This is a genomic window from Candidatus Epulonipiscium viviparus, from assembly GCF_000171335.1.
Lineage (GTDB): Bacteria > Bacillota > Clostridia > Lachnospirales > Cellulosilyticaceae > Epulonipiscioides > Epulonipiscioides viviparus.
On the sequence record NZ_ABEQ01000020.3, the window covers coordinates 20,107 to 37,922 of the forward strand.

The following is a 17,816-nucleotide window of genomic DNA, read 5'->3' on the forward strand; positions in this document are numbered from 1 at the left end:
AAATCAAAACAAGTATTAAAACTACTAATATATGGAAATTAAACTATTTAAATTATTAATAAGGAGTAAATATTATGATAGACGAAACTGGAACAACTAAGATAACTTTTAATGAAATAAAAACGGCTTATGAAAGCTTAGCGGATGACTTGTCACGTGAGATCTTTGACAAAAGAATACAGTATGCATATAAACAAACACCTGCAAGTATTGAGGAATTAGGAAAATTAAATGTAGGTCCTGCAGCAGATGCTGTAAATCCAGAAGAAAAAATAACACTAAGAAAAGAAGTGGAAAAATTTAGCAATACAACAGTTATAATTTATGGAGCAGGTGTATTAGGACACTCGATATTTGAAGCAATAAAAGATATTAAAAAGGTTATATTTTGCGTAAGTAATCCTAGTGATATCGACAATGTAAAAACAGAAGATGGAATAAAGGTAATATCTAAAGCAGAATTATTGTCAACTTATTCTGATACACCTATTATAATTGCATCTCACACTTATTTTTCTGAAATATTTGGATTTTTACTATCTAGCGGTATAGATCCAACTAATATAATTGATATTCTTAAAATATTATTTGAAGGACATTATTTTGACACAGATATTATTTCTTTGAGTAAAAATGAAGTTTTTGTGGATGTAGGTGTATATAACGGAGGCACTTCCATTGAGTTTGCTGAAAAATGTAATCGAATTTATAAACAGATATATTTATTTGAAGCTGATCCTGAACTAGCTAGATTATCCAAACAATTTTTGGAGATATCCTCTATTAATAATTATGAAATTTATGACGTAGGATTATGGGATAAAAAAGAAACTCTTAGATTTAATAATACTTCGGAAATGAAATGTTCTAAAATTGATATGGAAGGAAATATTATAATTCATGTTGATACTTTAGATAATTATTTTATTCACGATAAAACGAATATCCGTGAAATTCCTACATTTATAAAAATGGATATTGAAGGAGCAGAATTAGAAGCGCTAAAAGGTGGAGAACAATTAATTAGACAATATGCTCCCAAATTAGCAATTTGTGTTTATCATAAACTGGAAGATGTAATCATTATCACCAATTGGCTTAAGAATATCAATCCAAAATATACTATGTATTTGAGACATTATGGTGGGGGCAGCGGTAACCAATATGAAACTGTATTATATGCCATTCAAAAATAAAAAATCAAAACAAGTATTAAAACTACTAATATATGGAAATTTAAACATTATAAAACAACTCCTGCTATTGTTATCAGCAGGAGCAATTTATTACTTTCGTAATTATAATGTATCCATAAACTTTTTAGTGGTTTTTTTTATATTTTCAGAACAACTTTTTTGTATTTGTGAATTTATAGCCATTTCATATATTTCTGTTCCACGTATGGTATCCCACCAATAACTTGCATATTCCAAATTTGGGTTATCCCAAGGTTTTAAAGCACTTACATAATGAATTATTTTAGGTTTTTGCCTTGCATCTAAATATTCTTGATAGATATTTGAAGGAAGATATTGTTTATATAAATTCATTACTGTACCTAGAAAATCTATGGTTAGATTCCAACTCTGTGGTAATATATAAATATGGTTCATAAATGATTTGGATAATATATCTTGTTCTACAGTTAGATATTTTTTTTCTGCTTCGTGTAAAAGTTCTACCGAAGAAGTTATTTTATGAACCTCATTTATATTAAATACAGTAACTCCACAATTGAAATATTCTACAATATTAGTTATACGCAATTTTTCATGGTAATACTTATTAGCCCATGTTCTGCGTATAGAAGTTGTTATAGTTCCCTTATCTACACATCCAGCTACAGCGTTTCCTTTTAAATCAATACTCAACAGATTAGCTATATCTTCTAATATGATTAAATCACAATCTAAATGTAAACTTTTTTTATAATTATGCATTATAGAAGGAATTAATAATTTAAAGTATACGCATGGTTGCCAATAATTACCGGGCTTATAAACATTATAAGTACTCATTTCATAACCAACATCGTAGAATCTAAGACTAAAGTTAATGCGCTGCACAACGACATTACGCAACAAGGTTTTGGACTTCTCCGATAAATCCTTATGAAAGATGATGATGTCATAGTTATTATTTACATTGGAAGTTTTGACCAGTGATATCAAAGTTGCCGCAGCACCGATGATGAACCTATCATCTGTTGTTAATACTATACAGTCTGATGTATCTGCAAATGCCGGCATCACCTCTTCTTCTACAGCTACATGCTCCACCTCACACCAGTCGAGCTCGGCTAATCTATATTTGCCTTGTTGCTTTATATAACTATAGTATATTCCTAGCAATCGTTCACTTACATAATATAGCATTTTTAACCCTTCTACAGAATAATTGCTAAAGTCTGTCTGATTCTCTAACTCCTCTAATATTTTAAAACTCCAGTTGCAATACTCATGAAATAGCTCTTTCTTCATAATATATAAAGATCCCGGATAGTATATGCGCCCTTTCAAATACTCCTCCGCTATTAATGCCATTTCTGGACTCGTTACCTTGATAATATTCAACACTGCCTCTAGCTTGTTATCGAAGATAGAAGGAATTTCAAACTGATCCATCACCGCTATATCCCACTCCACTGGCGAGGTGATTATCATGTCGTGCTGCTCTATCAGTTCTCGCATCGGTTGCTCAAATAAATTTAACTTCTCAATCACTTGTTTATTGAGATACTCAAATTTAATCGGTGGGTCTATTGTCGGATGTTCATCGAAGTATAGAGCCGGATATACAAAATCAGTTTTGGCGTTATTACGAATATTACTCTTCGAAAAACTTAGGTACTTGTTTTCCATTCCTAGTCCGTAATAGTCTGCTTCTGCGTTCTTCCATGCCCAGTATTGCACTGTTAAATACTGGTATTTATCGTACTTGTTCGAAATGTTGTTCCCTTCGCTGTCTCTAATAAATTTCGTCTCACCTGTCGACTGCGTTATAATATTTTGATATAGTGGGTTTTCCACCGTAATACTATTCTCTTGCGTATGCGCTACAAATATTTTAATATCTAACATTCAGCAAATTCCTTTCTCTAATTAAATTCATATTACTTATTATGGTTAATATCATAATAATTATACACATTAATAGCGATCGCTTATTTACAATAAATTATTTTTTTTGTATAAATGGCAAAAAATTGGTTAAAACTATACTTATAATTTTTCTTTTAAGGAGTAAATGTCATGAAAAAACCAGAACATGTCATGTAATGAAGCAACCTGAGCATGTAGAAAGCGATTTCTGCAAAAGCTTAACAGGAATAACTAGAATTCTCGAAACACCTCTTTATAGAGTTTGGGGCTGTGCTCCAATTTATGGCGAAGATGGTCGTGTTCATGTATTTTATAGCAGATGGGTCCACAAATATGCTAAACCTGTTGGCTGGGTTGTATCTTGTGAAATTGCTCATGCTGTCAGCGACTCTCCTGAGAGTCCGTGTGAATTTGTTGATATTGTTTTGGAAGGCCGCGGTGGAAATCATTGGGACAGCTGGTCTATCCACAATCCGAGTGTTTACAAAGTCGGAGGTCAGTACGTATTAGTTTATCTCGGTACGGATGGTTCGGATTTAGGCATCAGTCGTGATGAATTTTTAGACCAACCTCAAGAAGTTCAAGATGCCTTTTTCAAAAAACTCATTAGAAGCAAACGCGTTGGTATGGCTATTTCTAAAAGTGTAAACGGTCCTTGGACTCGCGTCTCTGATGAGCATCCGTTGATTGAAGCCGGCGCTCCGGCAGAAGATGCGATTATAATAGCAGGTGCTCTGGCAAACGAGGAATATTCTGGATTTTATCAGGTAACAGCAACTACAACTACTATGCCCCGTGTGACACTGAGTACATTACCAGAATGGATCGACATCCGCCTGTCTCGAAATAATACTGAAGACGATTGGGAAGTTGCTACACACAATACTATCGACGGAGTTATGGTCACATTCAACCGCATCGATTTCTGTGATATATATCGAAGTGATCAACCACGAGCAAATTATATTAAGATAGCTACCAGGTAAATCTACTCTCGCAAATGCTTTGGAGAAAATGTTAGCAGTTTTTGGAAAACATACCATGCTATTAGATGGCGATAACATTAGAATCGATCTAAATAATAACCTGGGATTTTCAGAGGAGGATAGAGTAGAAAATATTCGTCGAATTGCAGAAGTGAGCAAGCTATTAAATGATGCAGGTATCATTGTATTAGTTGCCGCAATTTCACCTTTTGAAAAAGATCGAGAGAATGCTAAGAACATTATAGGCAAAGACTTTGTTGAAATCTACGTTAATACTTCTTTAGAAGAGTGCGAAAAACGAGATACTAAAGGGTTGTATCAAAAAGCTAGACAGGGTGAAATTAGCAAATTTACAGGAATATCTAGCCCTTATGAAGTACCAGCAAGTCCCGACTTTATTGCCGACACTCAAAACAACAGTGTGGAAGAAATTATAAATCAAATATTAAACTATTTAAATTATTAATAAGGAGTAAATATTATGATGGACGAAACTGGAACAACTAAGATAACTTTTAATGAAATAAAAACGGCTTATGAAAGCTTAGCGGATGACTTGTCACGTGAGATCTTTGACAAAAGAATACAGTATGCATATAAACAAACACCTGCAAGTATTGAGGAATTAGGAAAATTAAATGTGAGTTCTGCAGCAGATGCTGTAAATCCAGAAGAAAAAATAACACTAAGAAAAGAAGTGGAAAAATTTAGCAATCCAACAATTATAATTTATGGAGCAGGTGTATTAGGACACTCGATATTTGAAGCAATAAAAGATATTAAAAAGGTTATATTTTGCGTCAGTAATCCTAGTGATATCGACAATGTAAAAACAGAAGATGGAATAAAGGTAATATCTAAAGCAGAATTATTGTCAACTTATTCTGATACACCTATTATAATTGCCTCTCACACTTATTTTTCAGAAATATTAGATTCTTTAATATCTATTGGCATACATCCAGAGAATATAATAAATATTTTAAAATTTATGTTTGAAAATAATTATTTTGATAAAAGTATAATTTCTTTCAACGAAAATGAAGTTTTTGTTGATGTTGGTGTATATAATGCAAGCACTTCGATTGAATTTGCTGAAAAATATAAACAAAATTATAAAAAAATATATTTATTTGAAGCTGATCCCAAACTAGCTAAATTATCCAAACAAAATTTGGAGATATCCTCTATTAGTAATTATGAAATTTATGATGTAGGATTATGGGATAAAAAAGATACACTTAAATTTGAAAATACTCAAAGTAGTGCTAATTGTATTACTACAGAAGGAAATATTATAATTCATGTTGATACTTTAGATAATTATTTTATTCACGATAAAACGAATATCCGTGATATTCCTACATTCATAAAAATGGATATTGAAGGAGCAGAATTAGAAGCGCTAAAAGGTGGAGAACAATTAATTAAACAATATGCTCCCAAATTAGCAATCTGTGTTTATCATAAACTAGAAGATGTGATCATTATCACCAATTGGCTTAAGAATATCAACCCAAAATATACTATGTATTTGAGACATCATGGTAGTGGTACGAACTCAGCATATGAAACTGTATTATATGCCATTCAAAAATAAAAAGTCAAAACAAGTATTAAAACTACTAATATATGGAAATTTAAACATTATAAAACAACTCCTGCTATTGTTATCAGCAGGAGCAATTTATTACTTTCGTAATTATAATGTATCCATAAACTTTTTAGTGGTTTTTTTTATATTTTCAGAAAAATTCTTTTGTATTTGTGAGTTTATAGCCATTTCATATATTTCTGTTCCACGTATGGTATCCCACCAATAACTTGCATATTCCAAATTTGGGTTATCCCAAGGTTTTAAAGGACCTATATAATGAATTATTTTAGGTTTTTGCCTTGCATCTAAATATTTTTGATAGATATTTGAAGGAAGATATTGTTTATATAAATTCATTACTGTACCTAGAAAATCTCTGGTTAGATTCCAACTCTGTGGTAATAGATAAATATGGTTCACAAATGATTTGGATAATATATCTTGTTCTAAATTTAGATGTTTTTTTTCTGCTTCGTGCAAAAGTTGTGCCAAAGAAGTTATTTTATGAAACTCATTTATATTAAATACAATAACTCCACCATTGAAATATTCTACCATATTAGTTATACGCAATTTTTCATGGTAATACTTATTAGCCCATGTTCTGCGTATAGAAGTTGTTATACATCCCATCTCTGCACATCCAGCTACAGCGTTTCCTTTTAAATCAATACTCAACAGATTAGCTATATCTTCTAATATGATTAAATCACAATCTAAATGTAAACTTTTTTTATAATTATGCATTATAGAAGGAATTAATAATTTAAAGTATACGCATGGTTGCCAATTATTACCGGGCTTATAAACATTATAAGTACTCATTTCATAACCAACATCGTAGAATCTAAGACTAAAGTTAATGCGCTGCACAACGACATTACGCAACAAGGTTTTGGACTTCTCCGATAAATCCTTATGAAAGATGATGATGTCATAGTTATTATTTACATTGGAAGTTTTGACCAGTGATATCAAAGTTGCCGCAGCACCGATGATGAACCTATCATCTGTTGTTAATACTATACAGTCTGATGTATCTGCAAATGCCGGCATCACCTCGGCTTCTACGGCTACATGCTCCACCTCGCACCAGTCGAGCTCGGCTAGTCTATATTTGCCTTGTTGCTTTATATAACTATAGTATATTCCTAGCAATCGTTCACTTACATAATATAGCATTTTTAACCCTTCTACAGAATAATTGCTAAAGTCTGTCTGATTCTCTAACTCCTCTAATATTTTAAAACTCCAGTTGCAATACTCATGAAATAGCTCTTTCTTCATAATATATAAAGATCCCGGATAGTATATGCGCCCTTTCAAATACTCCTCCGCTATTAATGCCATTTCTGGACTCGTTACCTTGATAATATTCAACACTGCCTCTAGCTTGTTATCGAAGATAGAAGGAATTTCAAACTGATCCATCACCGCTATATCCCACTCCACTGGCGAGGTGATTATCATGTCGTGTTGCTCTATCAGTTCTCGCATCGGTTGCTCAAATAAATTTAACTTCTCAATCACTTGTTTATTGAGATACTCAAATTTAATCGGTGGGTCTATTGTCGGATGTTCATCGAAGTATAGAGCCGGATATACAAAATCAGTTTTGGCGTTATTACGAATATTACTCTTCGAAAAACTTAGGTACTTGTTTTCCATTCCTAGTCCGTAATAGTCTGCTTCTGCGTTCTTCCATGCCCAGTATTGCACTGTTAAATACTGGTATTTATCGTACTTGTTCGAAATATTGTTCCCTTCGCTGTCTCTAATAAATTTCGTCTCGCCTGTCGACTGCGTTATAATATTTTGATATAGTGGGTTTTCCACCGTAATACTATTCTCTTGCGTATGCGCTACAAATATTTTAATATCTAACATTCATCCAATTCCTTTCTATAATGAAATTCATATTACTTATTATGGTAGATAGCATAAAAATTATACGCATTAATAGCGATCGCTCGTTTATAATAAATTATTTTTTTTGGTATAAATGGCAAAAAATTGGTTAAAACTATACTTATAATTTTTCTTTTAAGGAGTAAATGTCATGAAAAAACCAGAACATGTAATGAAGCAACCTGAGCATGTAGAAAGTGATTTCTGCAAAAGCTTAACAGGAATAACTAGAATTCTCGAAACACCTCTTTATAGAGTTTGGGGCTGTGCTCCAATTTATGGCGAAGATGGTCGTGTTCATGTATTTTATAGCAGATGGGTCCACAAATATGCTAAGCCTGTTGGCTGGGTTGTATCTTGCGAAATTGCTCACGCTGTCAGCGACTCTCCTGAGGGTCCGTATGAATTTGTTGATATTGCTTTGGAAGGCCGCGGTGGAAATCATTGGGACAGCTGGTCTATCCACAATCCTAGTGTTTACAAAGTCGGAGATCAGTACGTATTAGTTTATCTCGGTACGGATGGTTCGGATTTAGGCATCAGTCGTGATGAATTTTTAGACCAACCTCAAGAAGTTCAAGATGCCTTTTTCAAAAAACTCATTAGAAGCAAACGCGTTGGTATGGCTGTTTCTAAAAGTGTAAACGGCCCTTGGACTCGCATCTCTGATGAGCATCCGTTAATTGAAGCCGGCGCTCCAGGTGAATGGGATGACATTTGCACCACCAATCCTGCTCTTGTTGTAACTCCCGAAGGTAAGTTTTATATGTATTACAAAGGCTGGAGCGAGCAATCTGTTAGGGAAACCAATGGCTATGGCAATAGAATGTATGGCGTCGCTATTGCAGACAAGCTAGAAGGCCCTTACGTGAAGTATGATGGCAATCCAAATCTTGAATTTTCATACCTCGGGCCAACTATTCAATGCGAAGATGCGTATATTTGGTATGAAGATGGCATCTACAAGGCAATTATGCGCGGCATGGGTGTTTTTGGCAATGAAGAAGACGGAGTTTATGTTACTTCTACCGATGGTCTCCACTGGGATGGCGTTCCGCAAATCGGATTTAGAGAGTCTTATCACTACTTCCCAGAAGAAGCTGAACCATTATTTAGACCTCTTAAAGGTAGGTTCGAAAGACCTCAGATTTTATTCCACCCAGAAACCAATAGACCAGATTATTTATTCTGCAGTCTTCGCGGCGGCCTTTATAATAGCGCCAGCGGCGTAGTATTGAAAATTAACCAATAACAATTCAAGTCTTCCTCACAAGGGAGGGCTTTTTTATTACCGCAAAAACGCAAAAATTAGAAAGGAATTTTACATGAACTCTAATCCACAAGATTATACACTAATGGGATTTAACATTCCAAGCAACGAAAATTCTCAATCCACATCGTCTGACTACTGGATTCAAGATGGTGCGTCCTATATCACAAAGGACACTATCGCAACGACGGAAATAACGCATCTGATGCGTGGCGACATCATCAAGTGGAATGCACCAAGTCCGTTTACCCTATCTTTGGTATTTGCCGAAGAGGAGATTACACCAACCGATGCTCCGGCAAACGAGGAATATTCTGGATTTTATCAGGTAACAGCAACTACAACTACTATGCCCCGTGTGAAACTGAGTACATTACCAGAATGGATCGACATCCGCCTGTCTCGAAATAATACTGAAGACGATTGGGAAGTTGCTACACACAATACTGTCGACGGAGTTATGGTCACATTCAACCGCATCGATTTCTGTGATATATATCGAAGTGATCAACCACGAGCAAATTATATTAAGATAGCTACCAGGCAAATCATCTCCTACACCGATCCAACAGCGACATGTGGGCAACAGTATTATTACGCAATTAAGCTGAGCTTGGAAAATTCTAGCACGGCATCATACGGTGTTGCATCAACGGCTATCTAAGCCTTCCCTAGTTTGGCATCCACTGCCCCACACACATGCAACCTTGAGGAGATTACACCAACCGATGCTCCGGCAGACGATGCGATTACGCCAACCGATGCTCCAGCAGAAGACGAGATTACACCAACCGGTGCTCCGACAACAGATGCGATTACACCAACCGATGCTCCGGCAGAAGATGCGATTATATTAACAGATGCTCCGGCAACAGATGCGATTACACCAACCGATGCTCCGGCAACAGATGCGATTACACCAACCGATGCTCCGGCAGAAGAGGAGATTACACCAACCGGTACTCCGGCAGAAGAGGAGATTACACCAACCGATGCTCCGACAGACGATGCGATTACACCAACCGATGCTCCGGCAACAGATGCGATTACACCGGCAGATGCTCCGGCAACAGATGCGATTACACCAACCGGTGCTCCGGCAACAGATGCGATTACACCGACAGATGCTCCGGCAACAGATGCGATTACACCAACCGGTGCTCCGGCAACAGATGCGATTACACCAACCGGTGCTCCGGCAACAGATGCGATTACACCGACAGATGCTCCGGCAGAAGAGGAGATTACACCAACCGGTGCTCCGGCAGAAGAGGAGATTACACCAACCGATGCTCAGGCAGAAGAGGAGATTATAATATCAGATACTCGGGCAAAAGATGAGATTACACCGACAGATGCTCCGGCAGAAGATGCGATTACACCGACAGATGCTCCGGCAACAGATGCGATTACACCAACCGGTACTCCGGCAACAGATGCGATTACACCAACCGGTGCTCCGGCAACAGATGCGATTACACCGACAGATGCTCCGGCAGAAGAGGAGATTACACCAACCGGTGCTCCGGCAGAAGAGGAGATTACACCAACCGATGCTCAGGCAGAAGAGGAGATTATAATATCAGATACTCGGGCAAAAGATGAGATTACACCGACAGATGCTCCGGCAGAAGATGCGATTACACCGACAGATGCTCCGGCAGACGATGCGATTACACCAACCGGTACTCCGACAGACGATGCGATTACACCAACCTGTGCTCTGGCAGAAGATGAGATTACACCAACCGGTGCTCCGGCAGACGATGCGATTACACCAACCGGTGCTCCGGCAGACGATGCGATTACACTAACCGGTGCTCCGGCAGAAGATGCGATTACACCGACAGATGCTCCGGCAACAGATGCGATTACACTAACCGGTGCTCCGGCAGACGATGCGATTACACCAACCGGTGCTCCGGCAGAAGATGCGATTACACCAACCGATGCTCCGGCAACAGATGCGATTACACCAACCGGTGCTCTGGCAGAAGATGCGATTACACCAACCGATGCTCAGGCAACAGATGCGATTACACCAACCGATGATCCAGCAACAGATGCGATTACACCGACAGATGCTCCGGCAACAGATGCGATTACACCAACCGGTGCTCCGGCAACAGATGCGATTACACCAACCGGTGCTCCGGCAACAGATGCGATTACACCGACAGATGCTCCGGCAGAAGAGGAGATTACACCAACCGGTGCTCCGGCAACAGATGCGATTACACCGACAGATGCTCCGGCAGAAGAGGAGATTATAATATCAGATACTCGGGCAAAAGATGAGATTACACCGACAGATGCTCCGGCAGAAGATGCGATTACACCAACCGATGCTCCGGCAGACGATGCGATTACACCAACCGGTGCTCCGGCAACAGATGCGATTACACCAACCGATGCTCCAGCAGACGATGCGATTACACCAACCGGTGCTCCGGCAAAAGATGCGATTACACCAACCGATGCTCCGGCAACAGATGCGATTACACCAACCGATGCTCCGGCAGAAGAGGAGATTACACCAACCGGTACTCCGGCAGAAGAGGAGATTACACCAACCGATGCTCCGACAGACGATGCGATTACACCGACAGATGCTCCGGCAGACGATGCGATTACACCAACCGGTGCTCCGGCAACAGATGCGATTACACCAACCGATGCTCAGGCAACAGATGAGATTACACCAACCGGTGCTCCGGCAGAAGAGGAGATTACACCGACAGATGCTCCGGCAAACGAGGAATATTCTGGATTTTATCAGGTAACAGCAACTACAACTACTATGCCCCGTGTGAAACTGAGTACATTACCAGAATGGATCGACATCCGCCTGTCTCGAAATAATACTGAAGACGATTGGGAAGTTGCTACACACAATACTGTCGACGGAGTTATGGTCACATTCAACCGCATCGATTTCTGTGATATATATCGAAGTGATCAACCACGAGCAAATTATATTAAGATAGCTACCAGGCAAATCATCTCCTACACCGATCCAACAGCGACATGTGGGCAACAGTATTATTACGCAATTAAGCTGAGCTTGGAAAATTCTAGCACGGCATCATACGGTGTTGCATCAACGGCTATCTAAGCCTTCCCTAGTTTGGCATCCACTACCCCACACACATGCAACCTTGAGGAGATTACACCAACCGATGCTCCGGCAACAGATGCGATTACACCAACCGATGCTCCGGCAACAGATGCGATTACACCGACAGATGCTCCGGCAACAGATGCGATTACACCAACCGGTGCTCCGGCAACAGATGCGATTACACCAACCGGTGCTCCGGCAACAGATGCGATTACACCGACCGATGCTCCAGCAGAAGATGCGATTACACCAACCGGTGCTCAGGCAACAGATGCGATTACACCAACCGATGCTCAGGCAGACGATGCGATTACACCAACCGATGCTCCGGCAACAGATGCGATTACACCGACAGATGCTCCAGCAGACGATGAGATTACACCGACCAGTACTCCGGCAAAAGATGCGATTACACCAACCGGTGCTCCGGCAGACGATGCGATTACACCAACCGATGCTCCGGCAGACGATGCGATTACACCAACCGATGCTCTGGCAGAAGATGCGATTACACCAACCGATGCTCCGGCAGACGATGCGATTACACCAACCGATGCTCCAGCAACAGATGCGATTACACCAACCGGTGCTCCGGCAACAGATGCGATTACACCAACCGATGCTCCGGCAGACGATGCGATTACACCAACCAATGCTCCGGCAGACGATGCGATTACACCGACAGATGCTCCGGCAGAAGAGGAGATTATGATTATACTAGCAGGTACTCCGGCAGCAGCAGGTTTGACTGCTATTACCCCAAGTCTTAATGCTTTATTCGCAATATCGAAAACTCTTGCCCAAATGGACATTGCATCGGATGGTAGCCCCTAAATCCTTCTGTATCTGTATGCATAAATTCATCTGTTAGCGGGTTATACCACTCCAAAACTTGTTCTTCTATATACAGATTTTTATTATTCATCGTTACGCAACGGGTTCCTCGCAACTTTAGATAATAATAATATTTCCCATCGTCCATACACATCTGGCATGGTGAATATGCTTTTACTGGATATGCTTTTTCATAATTCATGTATCTTAAATAATTGTAAAAATTTTTATAGTAGTGATATTTAGGTTGCACTGCTGGTAGAAGATCATTCCGATTCCATATAACTATATTCCAGGCCGTGTTTTCCCAATAATACGTCGTGTATGCTCCAGCAAATGCAATAATATAGTTGCGCTCTAAACAAATATATGGATCGTCATAGGAACCCATAAATACATCGTATATTCCTCTCTCGTAGCCACCATGTTCTACATTTAAAATTGGATTTGCAGCTGCAGTATAGTAAATATTTAGCATAATGTCGTGGATGCCATAATCCCAGCATTGGATTGAATGTAGGTTGATCGTCTCAGGGTTGTTTCGGCAAAAAGTATCGTCGTGGACTGTTAGTAAAGTTTTAAATGGATCGAGCGCTCTTACTGTTGCGCATTTTGCCATAATTGATTCTTCGGTCGCGGCGTTTAGAGCTTCTTTGGAAATGTCCCATATGAGGTTTGGGTAAGCAGCATATCTGCTAATTACATGTTTAAACATAGCGTTATCTTGATCCGAAAATAATTTTGGCCATGCTACTAATTTATTCCACACATATARCATTAAATGAATTGTGATTTCTAGGTCTTTTGCTATATCGAAAATCATATCGATTTTATCGAAAAACTCTAGATTTAGCTCATCATAATTTAGTGTRCCATCGTTATTGCGTTTGAATGGTGTTTCGATAGGATTTGAACAGTCGTAGCTTGTATGGCGTCCACCAGAATATTTCCATTTGGTATCGTTTACCCACAAATTGCAGATGACCATATTAAACTTGTTTTGTGCAATATCGTTTAGCAAAATAGAGGTTTTGGGAATTGTTTTCGTTTTATCATCAATGTGAAAAAGCCAGTCGCACTCGTAGCCTAGCATATAGTAGGGTGTGCCATCTTGATAGATCAATTTTCGATTATTTTTTCCGCCAGTCTGAATTTTACCATGCAATTTCGGTGATGCCGCTACGCATCTTATCAATACCTCTTCTGAATCGGTTTGGTAGCGCCATTCGCCCAGCTCGTCTATATAGCATCTAGCGTAAATCTTGCCATCTGCTTTTGCGAATGTCCCAACAGTATATGTTTGATAGCTTGGAGATGTGAATGTAACCGAAGTAATTGCAGGTTCTAAATCAATTTCTAATATGTCGTATAAAAGTGTATCCATCTGATTGCCTCCTGGTATCGATTTAATTTTTTTGAAACGCGCAATAAAAATTTACACAACTATTTATAACTATCTTTTATCTATCTGTCAATAAAAATATCCAGAAAAAAACAACTCAGAAATAAAAATCGTATACTAGACGCGTCCAAAACATAGACAATAGTAAAATAATGGGATATAATCTATTGTGATATCTCTTGTACAAAGGAGTGACTATTATAAAATGTGGTAAATTTATTGCTATAGGCGGAGGCGATCATATAGGTTCTAGCAGCTATTATCTGGAATGGAACGATCTAAGAATTTTGCTAGATTGTGGCGCAGAATCAAATAATAGTTCGATCATAAACGTGCAAAAAACTTTGGGCGAAGACTTTAACAAACTAAATGCTATTATAATTTCACATGCCCACAAAGATCATTATGGCGGATTATTTAACAACGTATTTTCAGATAGTCATAGAATTATAAGCACTCCAATCACCAAACAAAAAATACGAACCTGTATGCCTCACAATAATCTGAGAATTAATTATATCATCGAAACAATTTATACCTTTGATTATTTTGAAGTATTTTTTGCAGCTCACGGTAATGCCCAAATTACGTTTTTGCCTGCAGGACACATAGACGGTGCTGCCATGACTCTAATCCAAATAGATGGAAAAAAAATTCTTTATACCGGAGATTTTTCGTTACCTTTATCTACCTGCGAACCATTCATTAAACAAACTTTAAAGTTAATACGAAATCTGGATATTTTAATTATAGAAGGTACTAATAATAGAGAAACAGGGCACAAGAGCTCTATTAAACATGCTAGATTTAATGAATTGTATGAACTCATTAAATTTACATACCCACAAAAGATTTTCTTGGTTCATCAAAATGAAAATCACGGGGATGAAAATCCCCTCAAAACTAAAATTGAATCCGAATATTATATACTCGAATTTATTGAAACCAAGGACCATGAAATTTATTATTTAAATACAGTTAATTAAGAATGTCGAGAGGAGTGAGATTATGAATTTTTATTATGCTATTGATTTAGGAACCACTAATACAGTTATAGCTTGGGGATACCCCACAATGAACAAATTTGAAGCACATGCTATTGAACTACCCGTGCAAATGCCAGATGGCTCAATGGAGGAAAAAGCAACTATTTCATCTAGTGTATTAATACAGAATGATAAACACCTTGTAGGTCCATATGCAAAGAGCATTAAGCCTATGATCCCCAATCAAGTAGTGACATCAGTAAAATCATCCATGGGAACTTCTGCAGTATATTCTATTGATAATCAAGTTTATACACCAGAACAAATTAGCAGCTATATATTACAATTTGTTTTGGAGAGTACTGCCAAGAAAGTTAATCAAGAAAAAACAGATGATGTTATTATTACTGTCCCCACCTCATCTAATGCCCAAATGCGAAATGCCACTAAACAGGCCGCACAAATGGCGGGTGTGAAAATCAAAAACGAAAATGGTACAAACAGGAACATTTTGCTAGATGAGCCAAAAGCTGCTTTATTCCATTTTATACATTCCACAAATGTAGCTCTTAGTGTTGCGAAGAATGTACTGGTCTATGATTTGGGCGGCGGGACTCTCGATGTTTCGCTACATACAATTTATAAAACTGAAGACAAAGAAATAGTAATACACGATCAGGCAATCGCTGAAAATACCAAAATCGGAGGAGATTCCTTCGATCAGCTTATAGCTGATTATTTTTATGATAAACTTAATTTGAAACACATAGACCATATCGAAGAAAAAAGAATTATGGCCAAATTAATACAGATAGCCGAGGCGGTAAAGTTTTCTCTTACCTCTCAATACGCAACCAATATACCTAAGAATAAACCTATCATAGCCGAAGCAATACACAATAATATTTTTGATAATGTAGATCTTAATGAACATCTCTCACTCGATGAGTACGAGCAAATAGTTTTGCCGTTATTAGCCCCGCAGTGTTCGCTCTACACAATCGCAGATATCAAGAACAATCAACCTGTCGCGTATCAAAATATTATTTATCCCGTTTTGGATGTTCTCATAAAGGCCGAAGGTAAGGTAAACAAAATCGATGCCGTATTACTTAGTGGTGGCATGACTCAATTTCCGCTCATACAGAAAAGACTGGCGCAATTACTCGGCAAAGATACACCTATAATAGCCCTAAAAAATCCCGATTTATCGGTAGCTCTGGGCGCCGTATATTATCATTACGGATTGCATCTTGGCAAATTTAACCAAATCACCTTAAAGGATACGATCGGGCTAGAAGTTATGGGTGGCAAGATATTTACATTAGCCAAGAGCGGCGCGGCCCTGCCATATACATCTCCTATATATGATAAATTCGTGGTGCCTGAAGAGGGAATCTCCACAATCAATCTGTCCTTTTACATCGAAGATTACGATCACACAATCAAGATTGCGGATCGAGTTTATAATAGTCTCGAGCTGTTGTATCAAAAAGACAAGATTAACATTCAAGCTGAAATCAACACTGCTGGAATCATGGTTGTAAAGATTTGGACCAACGATAATGTATCAGAAAAATTTACTTGCGAGGTAAGTTGTAATACAATCACGACCGCATCTAATGCTCACCTAGCTGCTGAACCCGAGCTTGATGCTCCTCTAGCTACTGAATCCGATGCTAATTCCACAGCTGCCGAGCCAGAGATTGATGCTACCCTAGCTGCCGAACTTGATGCTCATTCCACAGCTGCCGAGCCAGAGATTGATGCTACCCTAGCTGCCGAACTTGATGCTTACTCCACAGCTACCGAGCCAGAGATTGATGCTCCTCTAGCTACTGAATCCGATGCTCATTCCACAGCTGCCGAGCCAGAGATTGATGCTACCCTAGCTGCCGAACTTGATGCTTACTCCACAGCTGCCGAGCCAGAGATTGATGCCCACCTAGCCGCTGAACTTGATGCTTACGCCACCACTGCCTCCGACGACCAGATGTCATCTTTCGATCCGGAACTTGATGATCGCTTAGCTGCTGAACTTGATGCTTACGCCACCACTGCCTCCGACGACCAGATGTCATCTTTCGATCCGGAACTTGATGATCGCTTAGCTGCTGAACTTGATGCTTACGCCACCACTGCCTCCGACGACCAGATGTCATCTTTCGATCCAGAACTTGATGATCGCTTAGCTGCTGAACTTGACGCTTACGCCACCACTGCCTCCGACGACCAGATGTCACCTTTCGATCCAGAACTTGATGATCGCTTAGCTGCTGAACTTGATGCTTACGCCACCACTGCCTCCGACGACCAGATGTCACCTTTCGATCCAGAACTTGATGATCGCTTAGCTGCTGAACTTGATGCTTACGCCACCACTGCCTCCGACGACCAGATGTCATCTTTCGATCCGGAACTTGATGATCGCTTAGCTGCTGAACTTGATGCTTACGCCACCACTGCCTCCGACGACCAGATGTCATCTCTCGATCCGGAACTTGATGATCGCTTAGCTGCTGAACTTGACGCTTACGCCACCACTGCCACTGACGACCAGATGTCACCTTTCGATCCGGAACTTGATGATCGCTTAGCTGCTGAACTTGAT

At 38.9% G+C, this 17,816-nt stretch carries 13 protein-coding genes; 10 read left to right on the forward strand and 3 right to left on the reverse strand.

The features are described from left to right. Positions 1–74 precede the first annotated feature (74 nt). Complete coding sequence (locus EPU_RS04305) at positions 75–1,196, forward strand: FkbM family methyltransferase (RefSeq protein ID WP_010167105.1); 1,122 nt, start codon at positions 75–77, stop codon at positions 1,194–1,196. A 102-nt stretch (positions 1,197–1,298) separates the two neighbouring features. On the opposite strand, the gene EPU_RS04310 is transcribed toward EPU_RS04305, so the two are convergent. Beyond that, a complete protein-coding gene (locus tag EPU_RS04310; RefSeq protein WP_010167108.1) occupies positions 1,299–3,080 on the reverse strand; it encodes a DUF4422 domain-containing protein in 1,782 nt (593 codons plus the stop codon). 197 nt (positions 3,081–3,277) lie between these two features. Here EPU_RS04310 and EPU_RS12640 point away from each other — a divergent pair, with 197 nt between their 5' ends. The 3 genes from EPU_RS12640 to EPU_RS12645 are packed head-to-tail and all read left to right on the forward strand — an operon-like array spanning position 3,278 to position 5,687. Then, complete coding sequence (locus EPU_RS12640; RefSeq protein ID WP_010167110.1) at positions 3,278–4,087, forward strand: glycoside hydrolase family protein; 810 nt, start codon at positions 3,278–3,280, stop codon at positions 4,085–4,087. Positions 4,088–4,115: 28 nt separating this feature from the next. Next, the gene (gene cysC / locus EPU_RS11520; protein ID WP_010167112.1) at positions 4,116–4,553 is read left to right on the forward strand and encodes an adenylyl-sulfate kinase; all 438 of its coding nucleotides are present in this window, start codon (positions 4,116–4,118) and stop codon (positions 4,551–4,553) included. Positions 4,554–4,568: 15 nt separating this feature from the next. Beyond that, the gene (locus EPU_RS12645) at positions 4,569–5,687 is read left to right on the forward strand and encodes an FkbM family methyltransferase (RefSeq protein ID WP_010167114.1); all 1,119 of its coding nucleotides are present in this window, start codon (positions 4,569–4,571) and stop codon (positions 5,685–5,687) included. A 102-nt stretch (positions 5,688–5,789) separates the two neighbouring features. Here the strand turns inward: EPU_RS12645 and EPU_RS04330 are convergent, their stop codons facing one another. Continuing rightward, positions 5,790–7,571 carry a DUF4422 domain-containing protein gene (locus tag EPU_RS04330; RefSeq protein WP_010167116.1) on the reverse strand — a complete coding sequence of 594 codons (1,782 nt, stop codon included), beginning with the start codon at positions 7,569–7,571 and terminating at the stop codon, positions 5,790–5,792. A 172-nt stretch (positions 7,572–7,743) separates the two neighbouring features. Between EPU_RS04330 and EPU_RS04335 the strand changes: the two genes are divergently transcribed. The 4 genes from EPU_RS04335 (at position 7,744) to EPU_RS12650 (ending at position 12,817) form a co-directional block, all read left to right on the forward strand. Further along, positions 7,744–8,844 (forward strand): glycoside hydrolase family protein, encoded by a 1,101-nt coding sequence (locus EPU_RS04335; RefSeq protein WP_010167118.1) that lies wholly within the window; start codon positions 7,744–7,746, stop codon positions 8,842–8,844. Positions 8,845–8,917: 73 nt separating this feature from the next. Beyond that, a complete protein-coding gene (locus EPU_RS04340) occupies positions 8,918–9,526 on the forward strand; it encodes a hypothetical protein (protein WP_010167120.1) in 609 nt (202 codons plus the stop codon). Positions 9,527–9,538: 12 nt separating this feature from the next. Next, positions 9,539–11,977 (forward strand): midas domain-containing protein, encoded by a 2,439-nt coding sequence (locus EPU_RS04345; protein WP_010167122.1) that lies wholly within the window; start codon positions 9,539–9,541, stop codon positions 11,975–11,977. Between the two features lie 12 nt (positions 11,978–11,989). Beyond that, complete coding sequence (locus EPU_RS12650; protein WP_029488004.1) at positions 11,990–12,817, forward strand: hypothetical protein; 828 nt, start codon at positions 11,990–11,992, stop codon at positions 12,815–12,817. Here the strand turns inward: EPU_RS12650 and EPU_RS04355 are convergent. Next, entirely contained in the window at positions 12,750–14,201 is a 1,452-nt protein-coding gene (locus tag EPU_RS04355; RefSeq protein ID WP_029488005.1) for an apiosidase-like domain-containing protein, read from the reverse strand. The genes EPU_RS12650 and EPU_RS04355 overlap by 68 nt on opposite strands. Positions 14,202–14,410: 209 nt before the next feature. Here EPU_RS04355 and EPU_RS04360 point away from each other — a divergent pair, with 209 nt between their 5' ends. Then, complete coding sequence (locus EPU_RS04360; protein WP_029488006.1) at positions 14,411–15,205, forward strand: MBL fold metallo-hydrolase; 795 nt, start codon at positions 14,411–14,413, stop codon at positions 15,203–15,205. A gap of 22 nt (positions 15,206–15,227) precedes the next feature. Then, positions 15,228–17,816 (forward strand): Hsp70 family protein (locus tag EPU_RS11535; protein WP_010167127.1); only part of this gene is annotated, 2,589 nt, incomplete at its 3' end.